Here is a 17094-nt window from a genome sequence, read left to right as displayed (position 1 = left end):
GAGGTGGCGCGGCAGCCGGTGCTCGGGCAGCATCGCGGCGGAGGAAACCCGATGCCGCAACGCCTTGGACGCCGTGCCCTGCTGGCCGCGGCGGGCACCACCGGTCTGGCCGCACCGTGCATTGCCCAGACGGAGGGCTGGCCTGCCCGCCCGGTGCGCATCGTGGTGCCTTTCACCCCGGGCGGGTCGAACGACGCCATCGCCCGGCCGCTGGCCGAACGGCTGCAGGCCCGCTTCGGCCAGCCCTTCGTGGTGGAGAACCGTCCCGGTGCCGGCAGCGCCGTCGGTGTCGCCGCGGTGGCGCAGAGCGCGCCGGACGGGCACACGCTGCTGCTGACGACGTCCTCGATCGCCGCGATCGGTCCGGTCCAGGGCAGCGGCTTCAACCCGGCCGCCGAGCTGGACGCGGTGGCGTTGCTGGCGAAGGCGCCGCTGATCGTGGTGACGCCGCCCGGCTCGCCGCTCGACTCGATCCCGGCGCTGGTGGCGGCGGACCGGGCCAGCCCGCGCAGCCTGCACTTCGCCAGCTCCGGCCCAGGCAGCACCACCCATATCGCCGCCGAGCTCTTCAACATGCGGGCCGGGACGACGCTGCAGCACGTGCCCTATCGCGGCACGGCGGGAGCTTTGACCGACCTGGTGGCGGGGCGGGTCGACCTGATGTTCACCACCATCGCCAGCGCCGCCGGGCAGATCCGCGGCGGGCTGCTGCGGGTCATCGCCTATACCGGTGAGGACCGGCCCGCCGGCAGTCCGCCGGCGCCGACGGTGCGCGCCGCCGGCATCCCCTACGAGTCCGGGATCTGGTGGGGGCTCTTCGCCCCGCGCGGCCTGGCGCCCGAGCTCCGCCGCACGCTGAACGCCGCGGCCAATGCGGCGCTGGAGGAGCCGGGCTTCGCCCGCTACCTCGCCGGCGAGGGGGCGCTGCCGGCACCGTTGCCGCCCGCCGCCGTCACGGCCTTCCTGGAGTCCGAGGTCCGCGAGATGCGCGAGGTCGTGGCCGCGGCGCATATACGGGCGGATTGATGCTCCGCGGCGGGGTCGGATTGACGCGGCGCCGCTCGGCGACTCCATAGTGAAGCGTATTGCGGCAGGGGGCGTGCGATGTCTGGCATCCTGGTGATCGGCGGCGGCGTCGGCGGGCTGACCCTGGCGCTCTGCCTGCACCGCAACGGCATCCCCTGCACGGTGCTGGAGGCGGCGGCCGAGCTGCGGCCCTTGGGCGTCGGGGTGAACATCCTGCCGCATGCCGCGGCCGAGCTGGCGCGGCTGGGGCTCGAGCCCGCCCTGGCCGCGGTCTGCGTCCAGCCCTCGGAAGCGAATTTCTTCAATCGCTTCGGCCAGCACGTGCACCGGGAAGCGCTGGGCCGCGCCGCCGGCTACGACCACCCGCAGCTGTCGCTGCACCGCGCCGACCTGCATGCCGCGCTGCTTGCGGCGGCGCGCGAGCGGCTGGGGGCGGACGCGATCCTGCTCGACCGCCGCGTCGCGCATGTCGGCCAGGACGAGGACGGCGTCACCGTGGAATTCACCCCGGGGCGCGACGGCACGGTGCCGCCGGCGCTGCGCGGCAGCGTCGCCATCGGCAGCGACGGCATCCATTCGGCGCTGCGCCGCCAGCTCTACCCCAGGGAGGGCGACCCGAAATACACCGGCTACAACATGTGGCGCGGGGTGACGCGCTGGCCGCCGGTCCTGAACGGCGCCTCGATGACCCGGGTCGGCTGGCTGAAGAACGGCAAGATGGTGCTCTACCCCATCCGCCGGCACGAGGACGGGACGCAGCTGCTGAACTGGGTCTTCGAGGTGGAGACCGAGACGCACCGGTCCCGCCGCGACTGGAACCGGCCCGGCGAGGTCGAGGACTTCATGCCCTGGATCCGCGACTGGGTCTTCGACTGGCTGGACGTGCCGGCCATGGTCCGCGCCAGCGAGGTCGTGCTGGAATTCCCCATGGTGGACCAGGACCCGCTGCCGCGCTGGACCTTCGGACGCGTGACGCTGCTCGGCGACGCGGCGCATCCGATGGTGCCGCGCGGATCGAACGGCGCGGGGCAATCCGTGCTGGATGCGCGCTGCCTGGCCGACCGGCTGGCGCGGCATGCCGACGACCCCGAGGCCGCCCTGAAGGCCTATGAGGCGGTGCGGCTGCCGGCGACGACGCAGGTGGTGCTGACCAACCGGAAGAACCCGCCCGACGTGATCCTGCGCGAGGTCTTCCTGCGCACCGGCGACCGCCCCTTCGCCCGCATCGAGGACGTGATGAGCCGGGAGGAGATGCTGGCCATCACCGGCGGCTACAAGCAGGTCGCGGGTTACGACCTGGAAACCCTGAAGGCGAGGCCCGCCGGGGCTTGAGGCCGGCCGCTGCATCCGCGGCGGCGGTATGGTACTCCCTGCCGGCGGCGCCTCGGCCAGCGGCCCCGCCAAGCCAGAGCAGGGAGCATCGACCGATGAGTCTCGCCTTCGCCACGGAACGCCGGCTGCTTGCCGAGGATGAGCTGGACCCGATCCGGCGCAGCCATTTCCCGCTGCTGGAAGGCCTGCCGCGCGCGGAGGTCCATGACCTGCTGCACTGGCTGCGGGCGCGGCGCAACCGGGCGCGGGACCTGATGCGCGACCATCGCCGGTCGAAGCGGGGCAAGGGCTCCGCCGCCCAGCCGCTGCCGGACGCGGATCGCGGCCTGGCGGCGAAGAAGCAGGTCTTCGCCGGCGCGCTGCGGCGGGTGAATGCCCGGCTGGACGCGCTGCTGGCGGAGGAACGGCGCGCCGCCAACCTGGCCCGGCTGCGGCAGGCCCTGGGACGCCGGCAGGCGGCGGTCCCGCACCACCCGGCGGGCGGAGCGACGCCGGATGCCGGCACGCGGCCGCTGCCCAACCGGAAGGCGCGGCCGACCATCCATGGCGCCCGGATCGGCAGCGCGTCGCAATCCGTCCGCACCGCGCAGGCGAGGCGGGATGCGCGCGGTTGACGCCGCGCTGCGGAGCCGGCTGCGGCACGCCTCGGCAGGCCTGGCCAGGGACAAACAGGGCACCGGCTTCGGGTGAAGCCGCGTCTGGGAGACAAGCATGCAGAATACCGAGGAAATCTGGCGCCTGGTCGATGCCAGTAAGGCCGAGTTCGAGGACCTCTCGGACCGCGTCTGGCACATGCCGGAGCTGGCCTATACCGAGACGCGGTCCTGCGCCGAGCACACCGCGATGCTGCGCGAACAGGGCTTTCGCGTGACCGAGAAGGTCGCCGACATCCCGACTGCGGTGATGGGCGAGGCGGGCGAGGGCGGTCCGGTGATCGCCATCCTCGGCGAGTACGACGCGCTGCCCGGCCTGTCGCAGGAGGCCGGCGTTGCCGAGCAGCGACCGCTGCCCGGCCCCGGCTTCGGCCATGGCTGCGGCCACAACCTGCTGGGCTCGGCGGCGATGCTCGCGGCGACCGCGGTCAAGGACTACCTCGCGGCCAACAAGCTGCCCGGCCGGGTCCGCTACTACGGCTGCCCGGCCGAGGAAGGCGGCGCCGCCAAGGGCTTCATGGTGCGCGACGGCGCCTTCAAGGATGTGGACATCGCCATTTCCTGGCACCCCGCCGCCTTCGCCGCGGTGCAGGAAGCGCTGTCGCTGGCCAATACCCGGATCGACTTCAGCTTCGCGGGCCGCGCCAGCCATGCCGCGGCGGCGCCGCATCTCGGCCGCAGCGCGCTCGATGCGGTCGAGCTGATGAATGTCGGCGTCAACTACATGCGGGAGCACATGCCCTCCGACGCCCGCATCCACTATGCCTACCTCGATGCCGGCGGCGTCGCGCCGAACGTGGTGCAGCCGACCGCGAAGGTCCGCTACCTCATCCGCGCCCGCGACCTGGTCGAGCTGCGCCGGCTGATCGAGCGGGTGCGGAAGATCGCCGAGGGCGCCGCGCTGATGACCGAGACCAGGGTCGAGGCGAAGGTGGTCAGCGGCGTCTCCAACCTGCTCGGCAACCTGCCGCTCGAGCGCGCCATGCAGTCGAACCTCGATCGCCTCGGCCCGCCGCCCTTCGACGAGGCCGACCGCGACAAGGCCGCCGAGTTCCAGGCGACCCTGAGCGAGGAGGACATCGCCGCCGCCTGGCGCAAGATGGGCTTGCCGGTGCGGAAGGGCGTCCCGCTCTGCGACGTCGTCGTGCCGCTCGACCTGAAGGGCGCGCCGATGGTGGGCAGCACCGATGTGGGCGACGTGTCCTGGGTGGTGCCGACGGTGCAGGCGCGCGGCGCCACCTATGCGATCGGCACGCCGGGTCATTCCTGGCAGCTCACCGCGCAGGGCATGCTGCCGGCGGCGCACAAGGGCATGGTGCACGTGGCCAAGGTGATGGCCGGCACCGCGGTGGATTGCCTGCGCGACCCGGCGCTGGTCGAGGCCGCCAAGGCCGACCTGGCGGCGCGGACCGAGGGCGCGCCTTACGAGCCGGTGCTGTCGCCCGACGTGCAGCCGCCCTTCGGGATGTCGACGGCGGCCTGAAAGCAAGGTTGGGGAGGAAAGCATTTCCTCCCCAAACCCCACCTTAGTTTCTCGCGGGCTTGGCACCCGCCGCGCAGCGAGCGCCGACTCTGAGAAATATAGGAGGGTTGGACGCCAAAGGCGTCCAACGGGAGGATACTTCCTCCCTGGCCCTGCCTATTCGGCGAATTCCGGCGGCGCATCGTCGAGCCCCGCCGGGGCCACCGCCAGCGGGTCGCGCGCCAGCAGGCCGGCATCGTTCTCCGCCACCTTGTTGACCCGCGGCGTCACCGGCCAGGCGGCGACCATCTCCGGCGGGCAGGGGCGCAGCAGGGCCAGCAGGTCCTCCGCCTCGGCCGGGTCCTCGCCGAGCCAGCGGCCCCAGGAATCGCGCGGCAGGATCACCGGCATGCGGTGGTGCATCGCCGCCAGCTTCTCGTTCGCATCCGTCGTCACGATGGTGCAGGTCCGCAGGATGCCGCCGTCCGGCGCCCGCCAGCCCTCCCACAACCCGGCCAGGGCCATCGGCGCGCCATCCGCCAGCGCGACGGCATAGGGCTGCTTCGACTTGCCGTCGGTGCGCCATTCGTAGAAGCCGTCGGCGGTGACCAGGCAGCGTCGCTTGCGGAAGGCCTCGCGGAAGGCGGGCTTCTCGGCGACGCTTTCGGACCGGGCGTTGATCATCTTGGCGGCGCCGGAGGCATCCTTGGCCCAGCGCGGCACCAACCCCCAGCGCAGCGCATCGAGGTGGCGCAGACCGGTCTCCGGGTGGCGCCGCACCACCATCGCATCCTGGGTCGGGGCGCGGTTCCAGCTTGCCGCGAAATTCGGCAACGGGTTCACCGTCTCGAAGTAGCGCGCGACCGAGGCCGGGCCGCGCTGCTGGAAGTAGCGTCCGCACATCCCCGAGGATTACGGCAGATCGCCGGGGCGCGGAACCGTCCGGGGCCGTGAATCTGCCCGGCCGGCTGGGGGCCGGTGCCGCCGCGGGCGGGCGGCGTCCCGCCACCGTTCGGATGGCATGCGTGTGCCGTGACGCTCAGAATGGCAGGATGATGTCGAGCAGCTGCGAGCCCAGCCGCGGCTGCTGGATGTCGGACAGCGTGCCGCGGCCGCCATAGGCGATGCGGGCTTCGGCGAGCCGGTCGTGCCGGATGGTATTGTCGCTGGCGATGTCCTGCGGCCGGATCACGCCCTGTACCGACAGCTCGCGCATCTCGGCGCTTACCCGCACCTCCTGCTTGCCGTTCACCACAAGGTTGCCGTTCGGCAGTACCTGCGTGACCGTCGCCGCCAGCCGCAGCGTGACGGTCTCCGACCGCTTCGCCGTGCCGTTGCCGTCCGTGGTCTGGCTGCCGGAGGCGCTCACCAGGGTGTCCGGGCTCGCCGCCTTCGGCAGCCAGCGGGTCTGCATGCCGAAGAGCTGCGGCATGCCCATGGCGTCGGCGCCGGTGCGGGCGCGCTGGGTGCGGTTCTGCAGCTGCGCCTGGTCGTCGATGCTGACCAGCACGGTGATGAGGTCGCCGACCTGGGCCGCGCGCTGGTCGCGCAGAAAGGTCCGGCTGCCCGGCCGCCAGAGGCTGTTCGCCGGCGTCGGCGGGTCGAGCGGACTCGGCATCGGCATGGCGACGGGCCGATAGCCCGGCTCGGCGGTCGGGTCCCGCACTGCGGAGAGCTCCGGCGGCCGGCCGACGCGGGACAGGCGCTCCAGCGTCCCGCACCCCGACAGCAGCGCCAGCGGCAGCAGCAGCAGCAGTGCGCGCATCACTCGATCCCCTGCCGCAGCGGCGTGGCGCCCATTGTCACCCGGACCCGCCCCGGCCCGGTAACCTGGGCTTCCACCACCGTCCGGCTGCCGAGGTTCATCACCGGCACCAGTCCGCCGCGCGGCGCCGCTTCCAGCGCCCGGCCCTGGGCGGTCAGCGCGATCCCCGGCGCCTCCACCACCATCGTCACCAGCGTGTTGCGGCCGACCAGCGCCGGGGCGGCGAGGTCGCCGCGCTGGAACGGCATCTCGGACCCCAGCGGGCGCTGCAGCTGCTGGCCGAGCACCTGGTCCAGCCGCTCCGCGGCCCCTGGCCGGACCCGTTCGGCGCGCAGCCGCACCAGCCGGGCATCGCCCGGTCCCACCACGTCGCCGAGCGCCAGCCGCCGCGTCGCCACCACCACCGGCAGGGTCGGCATCGCGCGGCCGGCCAGCCGCAGCCGCTGCACCGGCATGCCGTCCGCCATGATCACCAGCGTCGCGCCGAAGCGCCCGCCGGCGGCGCCGAGGCTGGCGCCTTCCACCGCCAGGTGCCGTGCCGCGCCGGCCGGCAGCATGGGCGGCGCGAGCGGGCCGAGATCCAGCTCCGCCTCCGGGTCGAGGCCGAGCCGCAGCAGCTCGGCCCGCAGCGCCGCGGCGATCTCCTCCCGCTGCAGCATCTCGCCGGGCCGTTCCACCACGACCCGCTCCTGCGCCGAGAGTGGCCGCCAGGCCAGCCCATGCGCCCGCGCCAGCGCGGCAAGTTGCGCCGCCTCGATGACCAGCCGCCGGCCCGGCGCCGGCGCCGCGCCGATCGGCTGGGCGGCGCGTGGCCCGGCGCCCTCGAAGATGTCGCCGAGCCGCAGGGTCGCGTCCTCGACCACCGCGAGCGGCCGCGGCCCTGCCATGTCCTGCGCCGCGGCGGGCAGGGCGAGGGCCAAGAGGAGCAGGAGCGCGCGCATCGGCCGCCTCACCGCATCCGCGACAGCGTCGAGAGCATCTCGTCGCTCGCGGTGATGACCTTGCTGTTCATCTCGTAGGCGCGCTGCGCGGTGATCAGGTTGGTGATCTCCTGCACCACGTTGACGTTGGAGCTTTCGATGAAGCCCTGCAGCACCTGGCCATGCCCCGGCTGCCCCGGCGCTGCCAGCTGCGCCTGGCCGGAGGCCGGGGTCGCCAGCAGCATGTTCTCGCCCATCGCCTCGAGCCCGCCCTCGTTGGCGAAGATCGCGGTCTGGATCTGGCCGACATTCTGCGGCGCCACCTGGCCGTCGATCTTCGCCAGCACCTCGCCGGCGGCATTGATGGTGACGTCGCGCGCCGCGGCCGGGATGGTGATGCCGGGCAGCACCAGGAAGCCCTCGGCGGTGACCATCTGGCCTTCCGCCGAAAGGCCGAAGGTGCCGTCGCGGGTAAAGGCGGTCTCGCCGGAGGGCAGCTGCACCTGGAAGAAGCCGTTGCCGCGCACCGCCAGGTCGAAGCGGTTCTCGGTCTGCTGCAGGCTGCCCTGCTCGCCGATGCGGTAGATCGCGGAGGTCTTGACGCCGAGCCCGACCTGCGCGCCGGCCGGCAGGATGCTGCCGCTCTCCGAGCTCTGCGAGCCGACCCGGCGCATGTTCTGGTAGAGCAGGTCCTGGAACTCCGCCCGCCGGCGCTTGAAGCCGGTGGTGCTCATGTTGGCGATGTTGTTCGAGATGACCTCGACATTGGTCTGCTGCGCCAGCATCCCGGTGCCGGCGATCTGCAGGGAGCGCATGGTCGGTCGCCTCCGGCTCAGCTGCGCTTGCGCAGGATGCGCTCGACCGCGGTCTGCAGCCGCTCGCCCTCGCGGTCGGCGAAGGTCACGGCGTTCTGGAATTCGCGGACCTCCTCGGTCATGCGGACCATCTCCATCACCGCGTTGACGTTGCTGCCCTCGACTGCGCCCTGGACAACACCGGGGCGCTCCATCGGCAGCGGCGTCTCCTCGGTGGCAAACAGCCGGTCGCCCTCCGCGCGCAGCTTCTGCGGCGCCTCGAACCGCACCACCCGCAACTGGCCGATGGCGCCGTTCTCCGAACGGATGGTGCCGTCGCCCTGGATCTCGATGCGGCTGTCGGCGGGGCCGAGCGTGATGGGAGAGCCGCGGGTGTCGAGCACCGCATTGCCGTCGGCATCCATCAGGCGGCCATCCTGCCCGAGCGTGAAGCGGCCGGCGCGGGTGAAGCGTTCCTCGCCCGCCGCGTTCTCGACCACGAAATAGCCTTCCCCCCGCAGGGCGACGTCCAGTGGATTACCGGTGGTGGTCATCGGGCCGGGGCGGGTTTCCCGCCAGGTCGCGCGGTCGAGGCTATAGGCCACCGTCTGCCCGCCGCTGCCCGGCGGGGAGGGCGGGAGAAAGCGGGCGAAGATCGGCCGCTGTGCCTGAAAGCCCGGCGTGTCGGTATTGGCGAGGTTGTTCGCCAGCACCTGCGTCGCGCGCTGCTGCGCGCCGAGGCGGGAGAGGATGACATAGCCGGGCGTATCCATGCGGGGTCCCCATGCGGGCGGCGCCGTCCTGGCGCCTGGTCATGCCGCCCCCAGCGCAACCGCCATGCCAGCCGCGGGGCGCCCCGCGCCCGGCCGTACCTGCCGGTCGCGGCAGGATTTGCCGCCCCGCCCGGCCAGCCCTGCCGCCGCAAGGCTTTCTTAAGCCCCGGCGGGCAGGATGCGCCGCCAAGGGGCGAGGTGCGGGATGTCGTCGAAGGCGGTCGGATCTGACGTGGCGGTGGCGAAGGGGGGCAAGCGCAAGCTGCTGCTGCTCGCCGTGCCGGTCATGCTCGCCGCGATCGGTGCCGGCCTCTGGTTCAGCGGCATTCTGCCGAAGATGCTGGGCAAGGGCGACGGGGAGCACCACGCCGGGACCGAGGGCGCACCGGCCGCAGCGCAGGCGCCGGTCTTCTTCGACATGCCGGAGATCGTCGCCAACATGAACGCCACCGGCCGCCGCGCCGCCTATATCCGGCTTCGCAGCAAGCTGGAGCTGTCGAAGCCCGAGGACGCGGCAGCGGTGCAGGCGGCGATGCCGCGGCTGCTTGACCTCTATGCCACCTACCTGCGGGAGATGCGGCCGGAGGAACTGCGCGGCAGCGCCGGCACCCAGCGGCTGCGGGAGGAGCTGATCGCCCGCGCCAGCCTGGCCGCGGCGCCGGCCCGTATCACCGATGTCCTCTTTACCGAGATCCTGCTGCAATGACCAGCGCCGAAGACGACGATCTCGCCGCCGCCTGGGGCGAGGCGCTGGAGCAGGAGGGCAGCGCGGAAGCCGCCCCGGCGCCGGATGCCGCGCGCGTCCTGAACCAGGCCGAGATCGACAGCCTGCTCGGCTTCGGCGGCGGTGACGCGAAGCAGGAGGACCAGACCGGCATCGAGCGCATCGTCAGCGCCGGCCTGGTCTCCTACGAACGCCTGCCGATGCTGGAGATCGTCTTCGATCGGCTGGTCCGCATCCTCTCGACCAGCCTGCGCAACTTCACCTCCGACAACGTCGAGGTCTCGATCGACAGCATCGTCTCGCTGCGCTTCGGCGACTACCTGAACAGCGTTCCGCTGCCCGCCATGCTGGCCGTCTTCAAGGTCGAGGAGTGGGACAACTACGGCCTGCTGGTGGTCGATTCCGCGCTGATCTACTCGGTGGTCGATGTCCTGCTCGGCGGCCGCCGCGGCACCGCCGCCATGCGGATCGAGGGCCGGCCCTATACCACCATAGAGCGCACGCTGGTGGAGCGGCTGATCACCGTGGTGCTGCAGGACCTCTCGGACGCCTTCAGCCCGCTCTCGCCGGCGAATTTCCGCTTCGAGCGGTTGGAGGTGAATCCCCGCTTCGCCGCCGTCTCCCGGCTGTCCAATGCCTGCATCCTGTCCCGCCTGCGCGTCGACATGGAGGATCGCGGCGGCAAGATCGAGCTGCTGCTGCCCTACGCGACGCTGGAGCCGGTGCGCGAGCTGCTGCTGCAACAGTTCATGGGCGAGAAATTCGGCCGTGACAGCATCTGGGAGACCCACCTGGCCGAGGAGCTGCGGCATACCGAGCTCGCGCTCGACGTGGTGCTGGACGAGCAGGCGATGCCGCTGGCCTCGGTCATGTCCCTGCAGCGCGGCGACCGCATCACCCTGAACGTCGCGCCCGGCGCGCCGGTCATGCTCCGCTGCGGCGAGGTCCCCTTGTTCGAGGCCGAGCTGGGCCGGCGGGAGAACCGCCTCGCCGTGCGGATCGGTCGCGCGCTCCGCAGGCAGCCGGAAGGGGGTTGAGCCGATGGGCTGGATCGAATGGGCGCTGCAATGCGTCGTCATCCTGCTGCTGGTCGCGGCACTGCCCCTGGTGCTCCGGCTGGAGCGCACATTGGCCGGGGTGCGGCGTGACCGCGCGGCGCTGGACGGCAGCGCGGGCAACCTTGGTGAGGCAACGCGGCTGGCCGAGGCCGCCTCCATCCGGCTGCGCGCCGCGGCGGAAGGCGGCGGGCGGCAACTGGCCGAGAAGCTGGCGGCGGCCGAGCCGCTGCGCGACGATTTGCGCTACCTGGTGGAACGCGCCGAAGTCATGGCCGACCGGCTGGAAGCGGCGGTGCGCGCCGCCCGGCCCGCCGTCCCGGAACCGGCCGCCGAGGCTGCGCCCGCCGAGGCGGGCCGCAGCCAGGCGGAACGGGCGCTGTTGCGCGCGCTGCGGGTGGGCCGCTGATGCGCCCGCGCCTGTTGCCCGCCGCACTGGCCGCCATGGCGCTGCTGCTGGCCACCAAGCTACAGGCGCTGGTCGCGCCGTCGCCCGCCCCCGCGCCGGTCCTGGCGCTGGTGGCCTCGGCGCGGGCCAGCAGCGAGCCTTCGGCCGCCGCCCGTGCCGCGGCGCCGTCCCCGACCTTGGCCCGCCCGCTACAGCCGGTGCCGCCCGAGGCGCCTTCGCCCGAGCAACAGGCGGAGCGTGCGGTGCTGGAAGAGCTGCGCGCCCGGCGCGGCGAGCTCGACGCGCGCGACCAGGCGATCGCGGCGCGCGAGATGGTCATCGCCGCGGCCGAGAAGCGCATTGCCCAGCGGATCGAGGAGCTGGGCGCGCTGCAGCAGCGGCTGCAATCCTTCGACCAGCGGCTGAGCGAGCGCGAGGCGGCCGGCTGGCGACAGATGGTCAAGCTCTACGAGGGTATGCGCCCGCGCGACGCCGCAGCGATTTTCGACGACCTGGAAACGCCGGTGCTGCTGCAGATCCTCGACCGGATGGGGGAGCGCAAGGCAGCCCCCGTGCTCGGTGCCATGAAGCCAGAACGCGCCCGCAGCATCACCGCCGAGCTGGCACGGCACCGCGCCCGTCCCGCCGACTGACCCGCAACCCCCGCCACCAGAAGGCAAAGGCCGCCCATGGACAAGTCCACCAACGTCCTCATCGTCGACGACTACAAGACGATGCTGCGGATCATCCGCAACCTGCTCAAGCAGCTTCAATTCGACAATGTCGAGGAAGCCACCGACGGCCAGGAGGCCCTGGCCAAGCTTCGCGCCGGCAGCTTCGGCCTGGTGATCTCCGACTGGAACATGCAGCCGATGACCGGGCTCGACCTGCTGAAGGAAGTTCGTGCCGATGCGCGGCTGAAGGACACGCCCTTCATCATGATCACCGCCGAGAGCAAGACGGAGAACGTGGTCGCCGCCAAGCAAGCCGGCGTCTCCAACTACATCGTCAAACCTTTCAATGCGGAGACGCTGCGCGAGAAGATCGAGAAGGTGATGGCGCATGCCTGACGGCGACATCCCGCAGGACGGGCCCGGCCAGGACCGGATCGAGGAAGCGGTGCGTGCCGTCCTCGGCAGCCTTTCGGGCGCGATGACGGTGACCGAGGCGGCGCTGCTCTCGGAGCTGGAGGCGCTGGGCCGCGAGGTGATGCGCGCCAAGTCGGAGATCGCCGCGCTTCGCGTCGAGGACATCAACCACAGCCATATCCCGGCGGCGACCGACGAGCTGGACGCGGTGGTCGAGCACACCGCCGAGGCAACCAATGAGATCCTCGACAGCTGCGAGACGCTGGAGGCGCTGCAGGCGACGCTGTCGGGTGCCGCGGCGGAAACGGTCGCTGCCGCCGTGACCCGCATCTACGAGGCCTGCAGCTTCCAGGACATCACCGGCCAGCGCATCGGCAAGGTGGTCGCCGCACTGAAGGCGATCGAGACGCGGGTCGCCGCCGTCACCGCCTCCTTCGCCCGGCAGCTGGAGGCGGATGCCGTGCCTGGCGACGGCCCGGCGGAGGATGGCCGGACCGAGGGCGAGCGGCTGGCGAATGGGCCGCAGCTGCCGGCGGCCGCGAGTTCGCAGGCCGAGGTCGACCGGCTGCTGGCCAGCTTCGACTGATGCGCCTGGCGCTGGCCTTCACGCTCGCCGTCCTGCCGGGTCTTGCCGCGGCGGAACGCGTGGCGGTGCGTGCCGGCGACCATCCCGGGCATGGACGGCTGGTCTTCGACTGGCCCGCCCCGCCCGCCTATGGCCTCGACCAGCAGGGCGAGCAGGTGCTGCTGCGCTTTCCACCCGGCACCGAGTTCCAGCTGCCGCGAAAGCTGCCGCGCAACCTGCTGGCCGCGGTGGCGGAGGGGGAGGGCATCCGCCTGACCCTGCGTCCGCGCGCCACGGCACGGCATTTCCGGCTCGGGGGCAGGGTGGTGGTGGACCTGCTCGACCCGCTGGCCGAGCCGGCGCGGCAGGACGCGCGGGCCGATTCCGGGCCGGCCTCCAGACCAGCCCCCAAGCAGGAGCCGAGGCTGAAGCCGGGGGGCGCGAAGCCTCCCATGCCAGCTCCGGGCGCCGGCTCCGGGCCGGTGGCGGCCGAGATCCCACCCGTCCGGCCGCACCCAGCCCGACCTGCTGACGCGCCGCCGGCTGCCTCGCCCGAGCCGCCGCGCGCCGAAGCGTCGCGACCGGAGCCGCCGCCCGCTGCCCCGTCGCCTGCCGTCCCGCCGACCGCCGCCGCGCCGTCCGTCGCCGCGCTGCCGCCCGCGTCGCTGCCGGCGCGGCTGCTGGCGATGCCCAACCGGGTGCCTGCGCTGCAGCTGCCCTTTGCCGCCGGCACCGGCGCCGCGCTGCTGCGGCGGGGAGAGGAGGTGCTGGCCGTCTTCGACACCGCCGCCGCGCCAGACCTTGTCCCGCTGCGCGGCGACCCGGTCTTTGGCGGGCTGCGCGCTGAGGCGCTGCCGGGGGCCACCCTGCTCCGCCTGCCGCTGGCGGCGCCGGCCCAGCTGCGTGCGAGGCGAGAGGCCGCCGGCTGGGTCCTCGAAGCCGTCCGCACCGCGGCCGAGGCGGGGCCGCCCGGACCGGTGCTGGCAACCCAGGCCGAAGCCGGTCCGCCGCCGCGCCTGGTGCTGACCGCCGCCGCTCCCGGTCGGGTCGTCCCGGTCACCGATCCCGAAACCGGCCTGCCGCTGCTGGTCGGCACGTTGCGGGAGGGGCGGGAGGCAGTGCCGATTGGCCGCCGGCTGCCCGAGCTCGACCTGCCGCCCACGACGCTCGGCGTCGCGGTGCTGGCCCGGTCGGACGGCATCGCGCTGCAGCCGGGCAATGGCCGCTTCCTGCTGACCGCATCGGGCGGCACGCGGCTTGCGCTGGATGTGGATGTCGCCCGTGCCGACGCCGGCCCGACGATGACCCGCAGCTTCGAGTTGCCGACCCAACCGGTGCCCGAATTGCTCGCCCGGCTGCAGAGCCTGCAGGCCGGGATCGCCGGTGCCCCGCCGCTCGGCCGGATGCCGCAGCGCCGGGCGGCGGGAGAGACGCTGCTGGCGCTCGGCCTGCCGCAGGAGGCCCAGGCGATGCTGCTGCTCGGCTATGCCGAGGACCCGCGCGCCGGGGCCGACCCGCGCTACACCGCCCTTTCGGCCGCCGCCGCGCTGCTGGCGGGCCGATTGGGCGAGACCGCGGCGCTGGCCGCCCCGGGCCTGGCCGAGAGTGACGAGGCGGTGCTCTGGCGCGCCGCCCTGGCCGCGGCGCAGGGCGATTGGCGGCTGGCCGGCCCCGGTTTCTCCGCCACGCTGCCGCTGCTGCTGGCCTACCCCGAGCCGCTGCGGGCCAGGCTGTTGCCGCGAGCTGCGCTGGCGCTGGCCGAATCGGGGGATGCGGCGGCGCTCGGCCGGCTCCTCGCCGCCGCCGGTCCGGCCGCGGAGGGGCTCGCCTTGTCGCGCGCCATCCTGGCGGAGACGGAAGGCAAGGCGGAGGAGGCTCTGGCCGGCTACGACGCCGTTGCCGCCGGCCGTGACCGCCAGTCCAGGGCGCGGGCGATCCGCCGGGCGGTGGAATTGCGCCTGGCCAGCGGGAGGATGGATGCCGCCCAGGCGGCCAAGACGCTGGAAGCGGTTCTCTTCGCCTGGCGTGGCGATGCGGCCGAGCTCGAGGCGCGGCTGCGCCTGGCCGCGCTGCGACGTGAATCCGGCAATGGGCGCGGCGCCCTGGCCCTGCTGCAAGAAACCGCGACGATGGTTCCAGAGCATGCCGCGGCGCTGCAGCCGGCTCTGCGCGACAGCTTCCTCGCGGCACTGGCCGATGCACCGCCGCTCGCGGCGGTCGCGCTGTTCGACGCCTATCCCGCGCTGCTGCCGGTCGACCAGCGCGGCGAGGCGGCGGTGCAGCTGCTGGTCGAGCGGCTGGTGGGATTGGACCTCGGCGATCGCGCGGCGACGCTGCTGCGGCAGGCGATGGAGCAGGCCAGCGGCGTTTCGCGGAGCGCGCTCGGCCTGCGGCTGGCCGCATTGCGGCTCGAGGAAGGCGATGCCGCCGGCACGCTCGCGGCACTGGCCGGCAGCGCTACGGCGGACATGCCGTCCGCGATGCAGCGCGATCGCGCGGTGCTGGCGGCGCGCGCCGAGGCGCGGCTCGGCCGCGCGGCGGAGGCGATCGCCGCGCTGCGTGCGCTGGGTCCGGCGGGCGGCGAGGCCTTGTCGCAGCTGCTGGCCGAGCAGGCGGATTGGGCCGGTGCCGCGGCGGCGCTTGATGCGCATATCGGCGCGGCGCTGCCGGCATCGCCCGCGCCGCTCGACGACGCACAGCGCCGGTTGCTGCTGCGCCAGGCGTCGCTGCTGGCCCTCGCCGGTGACGAGTCCGGCCTCGCTGCCCTGCGGGATGCGGCCGGCGCGCGGATGGGCGAGGGACCGCCGGCGGAGGCCTTCCGGCTGCTCACCGTCGATCCGCTGCGCGGCCTGGCCGACCTGCCTCGGCTGCAGCGTGAGTTGCAGCTTTTCCGCAACCTGCCGTCGCGGCTGGAGGCATTGCGGGCAGGAGCGTCGCTGACACGCTGAGTCCCGCGTCCCCCGCGGGGGAGAGCGGCATTATTTTCGGCCGTGCTGCGCAGAAAATGGCTTGCGTCCTACCCCCCCTTGCCCCATATGCCGCCGCCATTGACCTGATCGATCCCCGATCACCCCGGTCATCTACTGGTGGGAACAGGAGCCCGATGGACGCTCTTATCCAACTGGGGATGGTCTCGGAGCAGCTCCCGAGCGAAGCCCAGAACTCTGCAACCTCGGCGAGCGAGGCCAAGGATTACTTTGTCAGTCGTGACGGCGTGAAATTCGCTGGCACGCATCTGATCATAGATCTGTGGGATGCCACCAACCTGGCGGACCCCGAGCATATCGACGACGTGCTGCGCGAGGCGGCGGTGGCCACCGGTGCGACGATCCTGCACGGCCACTTCCACCATTTCGGGCCGAACAGCGGCGTCTCCGGCGTGCTGGTGCTGGCGGAAAGCCATGTCTCCATCCACACCTGGCCGGAGCGGGACTATGCGGCGCTCGACATCTTCGTCTGTGGCGAGTGCAACCCGTATCTCGCCATCCCGGTGCTGAAGAAGGGCTTCCAGCCCGGCCGCGTCCAGCTCGCCGAGCACAAGCGCGGCCTGGTCGGCTGATATCGATCGAAGCATGCGGGTTCCAGGGGCGGGGCCGCGAGGTCCCGCCCTTTCCTGTTTGAGGGTGGCTGTGCCGTGACCGATTCGTGGGTGAACGAGACGCTCTACGGCGCCTGGGGTCAGCGCTTCCTGGTGAAGCGCGAGCTTGCGCGGGTGCGGAGCGCCTTCCAGGACATCATGATATTCGAGAGCGAGACGCACGGCCGCGTCATGCTGCTCGACGGCGTCGTGCAGATCACCGAGGCGGACGAGTTCGTCTACCAGGAGATGCTCACCCATGTGCCGCTGCTGGCGCATGGCGATGCGAAGCGCGTGCTGATCATCGGGGCCGGGGACGGCGGCGTGCTGCGGCGGGTGCTGCAGCACAAGGGCGTCGAGCGCGCCGTCATGGTGGAGATAGATGGCGAGGTGATCCGCCTGGCCAAGCAGCACCTGCCAATGATCGCCGGCGAGGCCTGGAGCGATCCGCGCGCCGAGGTGATCGTCGGCGACGGCATCGACCACGTGAAGCAGGCGCCGGATGCCTCCTTCGACGTCGTCATCGTCGACAGCACCGACCCGATCGGCGTCGGCGAGGTGCTCTTCACCGACGAGTTCTACGCCAATTGCGCCCGCCTGCTGACGCCGCGCGGCCTCGTGGTGAACCAGTGCGGCGTGCCCTTCATGCAGGCCGAGGAGCTGCGCGAAACCTCGCTCCGCCGCAGGAAGTCCTTTGCCGACGTCTTTGCTTACGTCGCCGCGGTGCCGACCTATGTCGGCGGCTTCATGACGCTGGGCTGGGCGGCGAAGGATGCGGCGCTGCGCGCGGTGGCGGTCGAGGAGATCCGGGCGCGGGCCGCGGCTGCCGGCATCCTGGGCACGACGCGCTACTGGACGCCGGAGATCCATTGCGGCGCTTTCAACCTGCCGCCCTATATCGCCGAGCACCTGCCGAAGTAGGTTCGGGCTAGCGATTCACGCCGCGGGTGGTTCCCACCCGCGGCGGTCGCG

At 72.7% G+C, this 17094-nt stretch carries 18 protein-coding genes; 13 read left to right on the top strand and 5 right to left on the bottom strand.

Annotated features, from left to right (window positions below):
• Positions 1-51 precede the first annotated feature (51 nt).
• From E2C06_RS14515 to E2C06_RS14500, 4 genes are all read left to right on the top strand, one after another.
• The gene (locus tag E2C06_RS14515; RefSeq protein WP_165982394.1) at positions 52-1026 is read left to right on the top strand and encodes a Bug family tripartite tricarboxylate transporter substrate binding protein; all 975 of its coding nucleotides are present in this window, start codon (positions 52-54) and stop codon (positions 1024-1026) included.
• Between the two features lie 78 nt (positions 1027-1104).
• The gene (locus E2C06_RS14510) at positions 1105-2358 is read left to right on the top strand and encodes a flavin-dependent oxidoreductase (protein WP_133289325.1); all 1254 of its coding nucleotides are present in this window, start codon (positions 1105-1107) and stop codon (positions 2356-2358) included.
• A 95-nt stretch (positions 2359-2453) separates the two neighbouring features.
• Entirely contained in the window at positions 2454-2972 is a 519-nt protein-coding gene (locus tag E2C06_RS14505; protein ID WP_133289324.1) for a hypothetical protein, read from the top strand.
• A 97-nt stretch (positions 2973-3069) separates the two neighbouring features.
• Complete coding sequence (locus tag E2C06_RS14500) at positions 3070-4494, top strand: M20 family metallopeptidase (RefSeq protein ID WP_133289323.1); 1425 nt, start codon at positions 3070-3072, stop codon at positions 4492-4494.
• Positions 4495-4650: 156 nt separating this feature from the next.
• Here the strand turns inward: E2C06_RS14500 and E2C06_RS14495 are convergent, their stop codons facing one another.
• The 5 genes from E2C06_RS14495 to flgF form a co-directional block, all read right to left on the bottom strand.
• Entirely contained in the window at positions 4651-5376 is a 726-nt protein-coding gene (locus E2C06_RS14495) for an SOS response-associated peptidase (RefSeq protein WP_133289322.1), read from the bottom strand.
• A gap of 136 nt (positions 5377-5512) precedes the next feature.
• Positions 5513-6238: a flagellar basal body L-ring protein FlgH gene (gene flgH / locus E2C06_RS14490; protein WP_133289321.1), complete on the bottom strand. Its 726-nt coding sequence runs from the start codon at positions 6236-6238 to the stop codon at positions 5513-5515.
• On the bottom strand, positions 6238-7179 hold the full coding sequence (flgA, locus tag E2C06_RS14485; RefSeq protein WP_133289320.1) for a flagellar basal body P-ring formation chaperone FlgA: 942 nt from the start codon (positions 7177-7179) through the stop codon (positions 6238-6240). The genes flgH and flgA overlap by 1 nt, the downstream gene beginning before the upstream one ends.
• 8 nt (positions 7180-7187) lie before the next feature.
• On the bottom strand, positions 7188-7973 hold the full coding sequence (gene flgG / locus E2C06_RS14480; protein ID WP_133289319.1) for a flagellar basal-body rod protein FlgG: 786 nt from the start codon (positions 7971-7973) through the stop codon (positions 7188-7190).
• Positions 7974-7990: 17 nt separating this feature from the next.
• Positions 7991-8725, bottom strand: a complete 735-nt coding sequence (gene flgF, locus E2C06_RS14475; RefSeq protein WP_133289318.1) for a flagellar basal-body rod protein FlgF — start codon at positions 8723-8725, stop codon at positions 7991-7993.
• 205 nt (positions 8726-8930) lie between these two features.
• Here flgF and E2C06_RS14470 point away from each other — a divergent pair, with 205 nt between their 5' ends.
• The 9 genes from E2C06_RS14470 (at position 8931) to speE (ending at position 17043) form a co-directional block, all read left to right on the top strand.
• Complete coding sequence (locus E2C06_RS14470) at positions 8931-9431, top strand: flagellar basal body-associated FliL family protein (protein ID WP_165982393.1); 501 nt, start codon at positions 8931-8933, stop codon at positions 9429-9431.
• Complete coding sequence (gene fliM, locus E2C06_RS14465) at positions 9428-10486, top strand: flagellar motor switch protein FliM (RefSeq protein ID WP_133289316.1); 1059 nt, start codon at positions 9428-9430, stop codon at positions 10484-10486. The genes E2C06_RS14470 and fliM overlap by 4 nt, the downstream gene beginning before the upstream one ends.
• A gap of 4 nt (positions 10487-10490) precedes the next feature.
• Positions 10491-10913: a DUF6468 domain-containing protein gene (locus E2C06_RS14460; RefSeq protein WP_133289315.1), complete on the top strand. Its 423-nt coding sequence runs from the start codon at positions 10491-10493 to the stop codon at positions 10911-10913.
• Positions 10913-11545, top strand: a complete 633-nt coding sequence (locus E2C06_RS14455) for a MotE family protein (RefSeq protein WP_133289314.1) — start codon at positions 10913-10915, stop codon at positions 11543-11545. Before E2C06_RS14460 ends, E2C06_RS14455 begins: the two co-directional genes overlap by 1 nt.
• 36 nt (positions 11546-11581) lie before the next feature.
• Positions 11582-11962, top strand: a complete 381-nt coding sequence (locus tag E2C06_RS14450; protein ID WP_133289313.1) for a chemotaxis response regulator CheY — start codon at positions 11582-11584, stop codon at positions 11960-11962.
• Positions 11955-12566, top strand: coding sequence for a protein phosphatase CheZ (locus E2C06_RS14445; RefSeq protein ID WP_133289312.1), 612 nt, complete (start codon positions 11955-11957; stop codon positions 12564-12566). Before E2C06_RS14450 ends, E2C06_RS14445 begins: the two co-directional genes overlap by 8 nt.
• Positions 12566-15493: a hypothetical protein gene (locus E2C06_RS14440; protein ID WP_133289311.1), complete on the top strand. Its 2928-nt coding sequence runs from the start codon at positions 12566-12568 to the stop codon at positions 15491-15493. The genes E2C06_RS14445 and E2C06_RS14440 overlap by 1 nt, the downstream gene beginning before the upstream one ends.
• A 155-nt stretch (positions 15494-15648) precedes the next feature.
• Entirely contained in the window at positions 15649-16104 is a 456-nt protein-coding gene (speD, locus tag E2C06_RS14435) for an adenosylmethionine decarboxylase (RefSeq protein WP_133289310.1), read from the top strand.
• Positions 16105-16179: 75 nt separating this feature from the next.
• On the top strand, positions 16180-17043 hold the full coding sequence (speE, locus tag E2C06_RS14430) for a polyamine aminopropyltransferase (RefSeq protein WP_133289309.1): 864 nt from the start codon (positions 16180-16182) through the stop codon (positions 17041-17043).
• Positions 17044-17094 lie beyond the last annotated feature (51 nt).

Origin of the sequence: Dankookia rubra (genome assembly GCF_004355005.1) — a bacterium.
In the GTDB taxonomy this organism is placed as follows: Bacteria; Pseudomonadota; Alphaproteobacteria; order Acetobacterales; family Acetobacteraceae; genus Paracraurococcus; species Paracraurococcus ruber_A.
This window is presented reverse-complemented; position numbering and strand designations above follow the sequence as displayed.

What these genes read in the sequence shown, in the direction of transcription:
- E2C06_RS14515 (WP_165982394.1), top strand. Translation starts at nt 52, where the DNA reads ATGCCGCAACGCCTTGGACGCCGTGCCCTGCTGGCCGCGGCGGGCACC.
- E2C06_RS14510 (WP_133289325.1), top strand. Translation starts at nt 1,105, where the DNA reads ATGTCTGGCATCCTGGTGATCGGCGGCGGCGTCGGCGGGCTGACCCTG.
- E2C06_RS14505 (WP_133289324.1), top strand. Translation starts at nt 2,454, where the DNA reads ATGAGTCTCGCCTTCGCCACGGAACGCCGGCTGCTTGCCGAGGATGAG.
- E2C06_RS14500 (WP_133289323.1), top strand. Translation starts at nt 3,070, where the DNA reads ATGCAGAATACCGAGGAAATCTGGCGCCTGGTCGATGCCAGTAAGGCC.
- E2C06_RS14495 (WP_133289322.1), bottom strand. Translation starts at nt 5,376, where the DNA reads ATGTGCGGACGCTACTTCCAGCAGCGCGGCCCGGCCTCGGTCGCGCGC.
- flgH (WP_133289321.1), bottom strand. Translation starts at nt 6,238, where the DNA reads ATGCGCGCACTGCTGCTGCTGCTGCCGCTGGCGCTGCTGTCGGGGTGC.
- flgA (WP_133289320.1), bottom strand. Translation starts at nt 7,179, where the DNA reads ATGCGCGCGCTCCTGCTCCTCTTGGCCCTCGCCCTGCCCGCCGCGGCG.
- flgG (WP_133289319.1), bottom strand. Translation starts at nt 7,973, where the DNA reads ATGCGCTCCCTGCAGATCGCCGGCACCGGGATGCTGGCGCAGCAGACC.
- flgF (WP_133289318.1), bottom strand. Translation starts at nt 8,725, where the DNA reads ATGGATACGCCCGGCTATGTCATCCTCTCCCGCCTCGGCGCGCAGCAG.
- E2C06_RS14470 (WP_165982393.1), top strand. Translation starts at nt 8,931, where the DNA reads ATGTCGTCGAAGGCGGTCGGATCTGACGTGGCGGTGGCGAAGGGGGGC.
- fliM (WP_133289316.1), top strand. Translation starts at nt 9,428, where the DNA reads ATGACCAGCGCCGAAGACGACGATCTCGCCGCCGCCTGGGGCGAGGCG.
- E2C06_RS14460 (WP_133289315.1), top strand. Translation starts at nt 10,491, where the DNA reads ATGGGCTGGATCGAATGGGCGCTGCAATGCGTCGTCATCCTGCTGCTG.
- E2C06_RS14455 (WP_133289314.1), top strand. Translation starts at nt 10,913, where the DNA reads ATGCGCCCGCGCCTGTTGCCCGCCGCACTGGCCGCCATGGCGCTGCTG.
- E2C06_RS14450 (WP_133289313.1), top strand. Translation starts at nt 11,582, where the DNA reads ATGGACAAGTCCACCAACGTCCTCATCGTCGACGACTACAAGACGATG.
- E2C06_RS14445 (WP_133289312.1), top strand. Translation starts at nt 11,955, where the DNA reads ATGCCTGACGGCGACATCCCGCAGGACGGGCCCGGCCAGGACCGGATC.
- E2C06_RS14440 (WP_133289311.1), top strand. Translation starts at nt 12,566, where the DNA reads ATGCGCCTGGCGCTGGCCTTCACGCTCGCCGTCCTGCCGGGTCTTGCC.
- speD (WP_133289310.1), top strand. Translation starts at nt 15,649, where the DNA reads ATGGACGCTCTTATCCAACTGGGGATGGTCTCGGAGCAGCTCCCGAGC.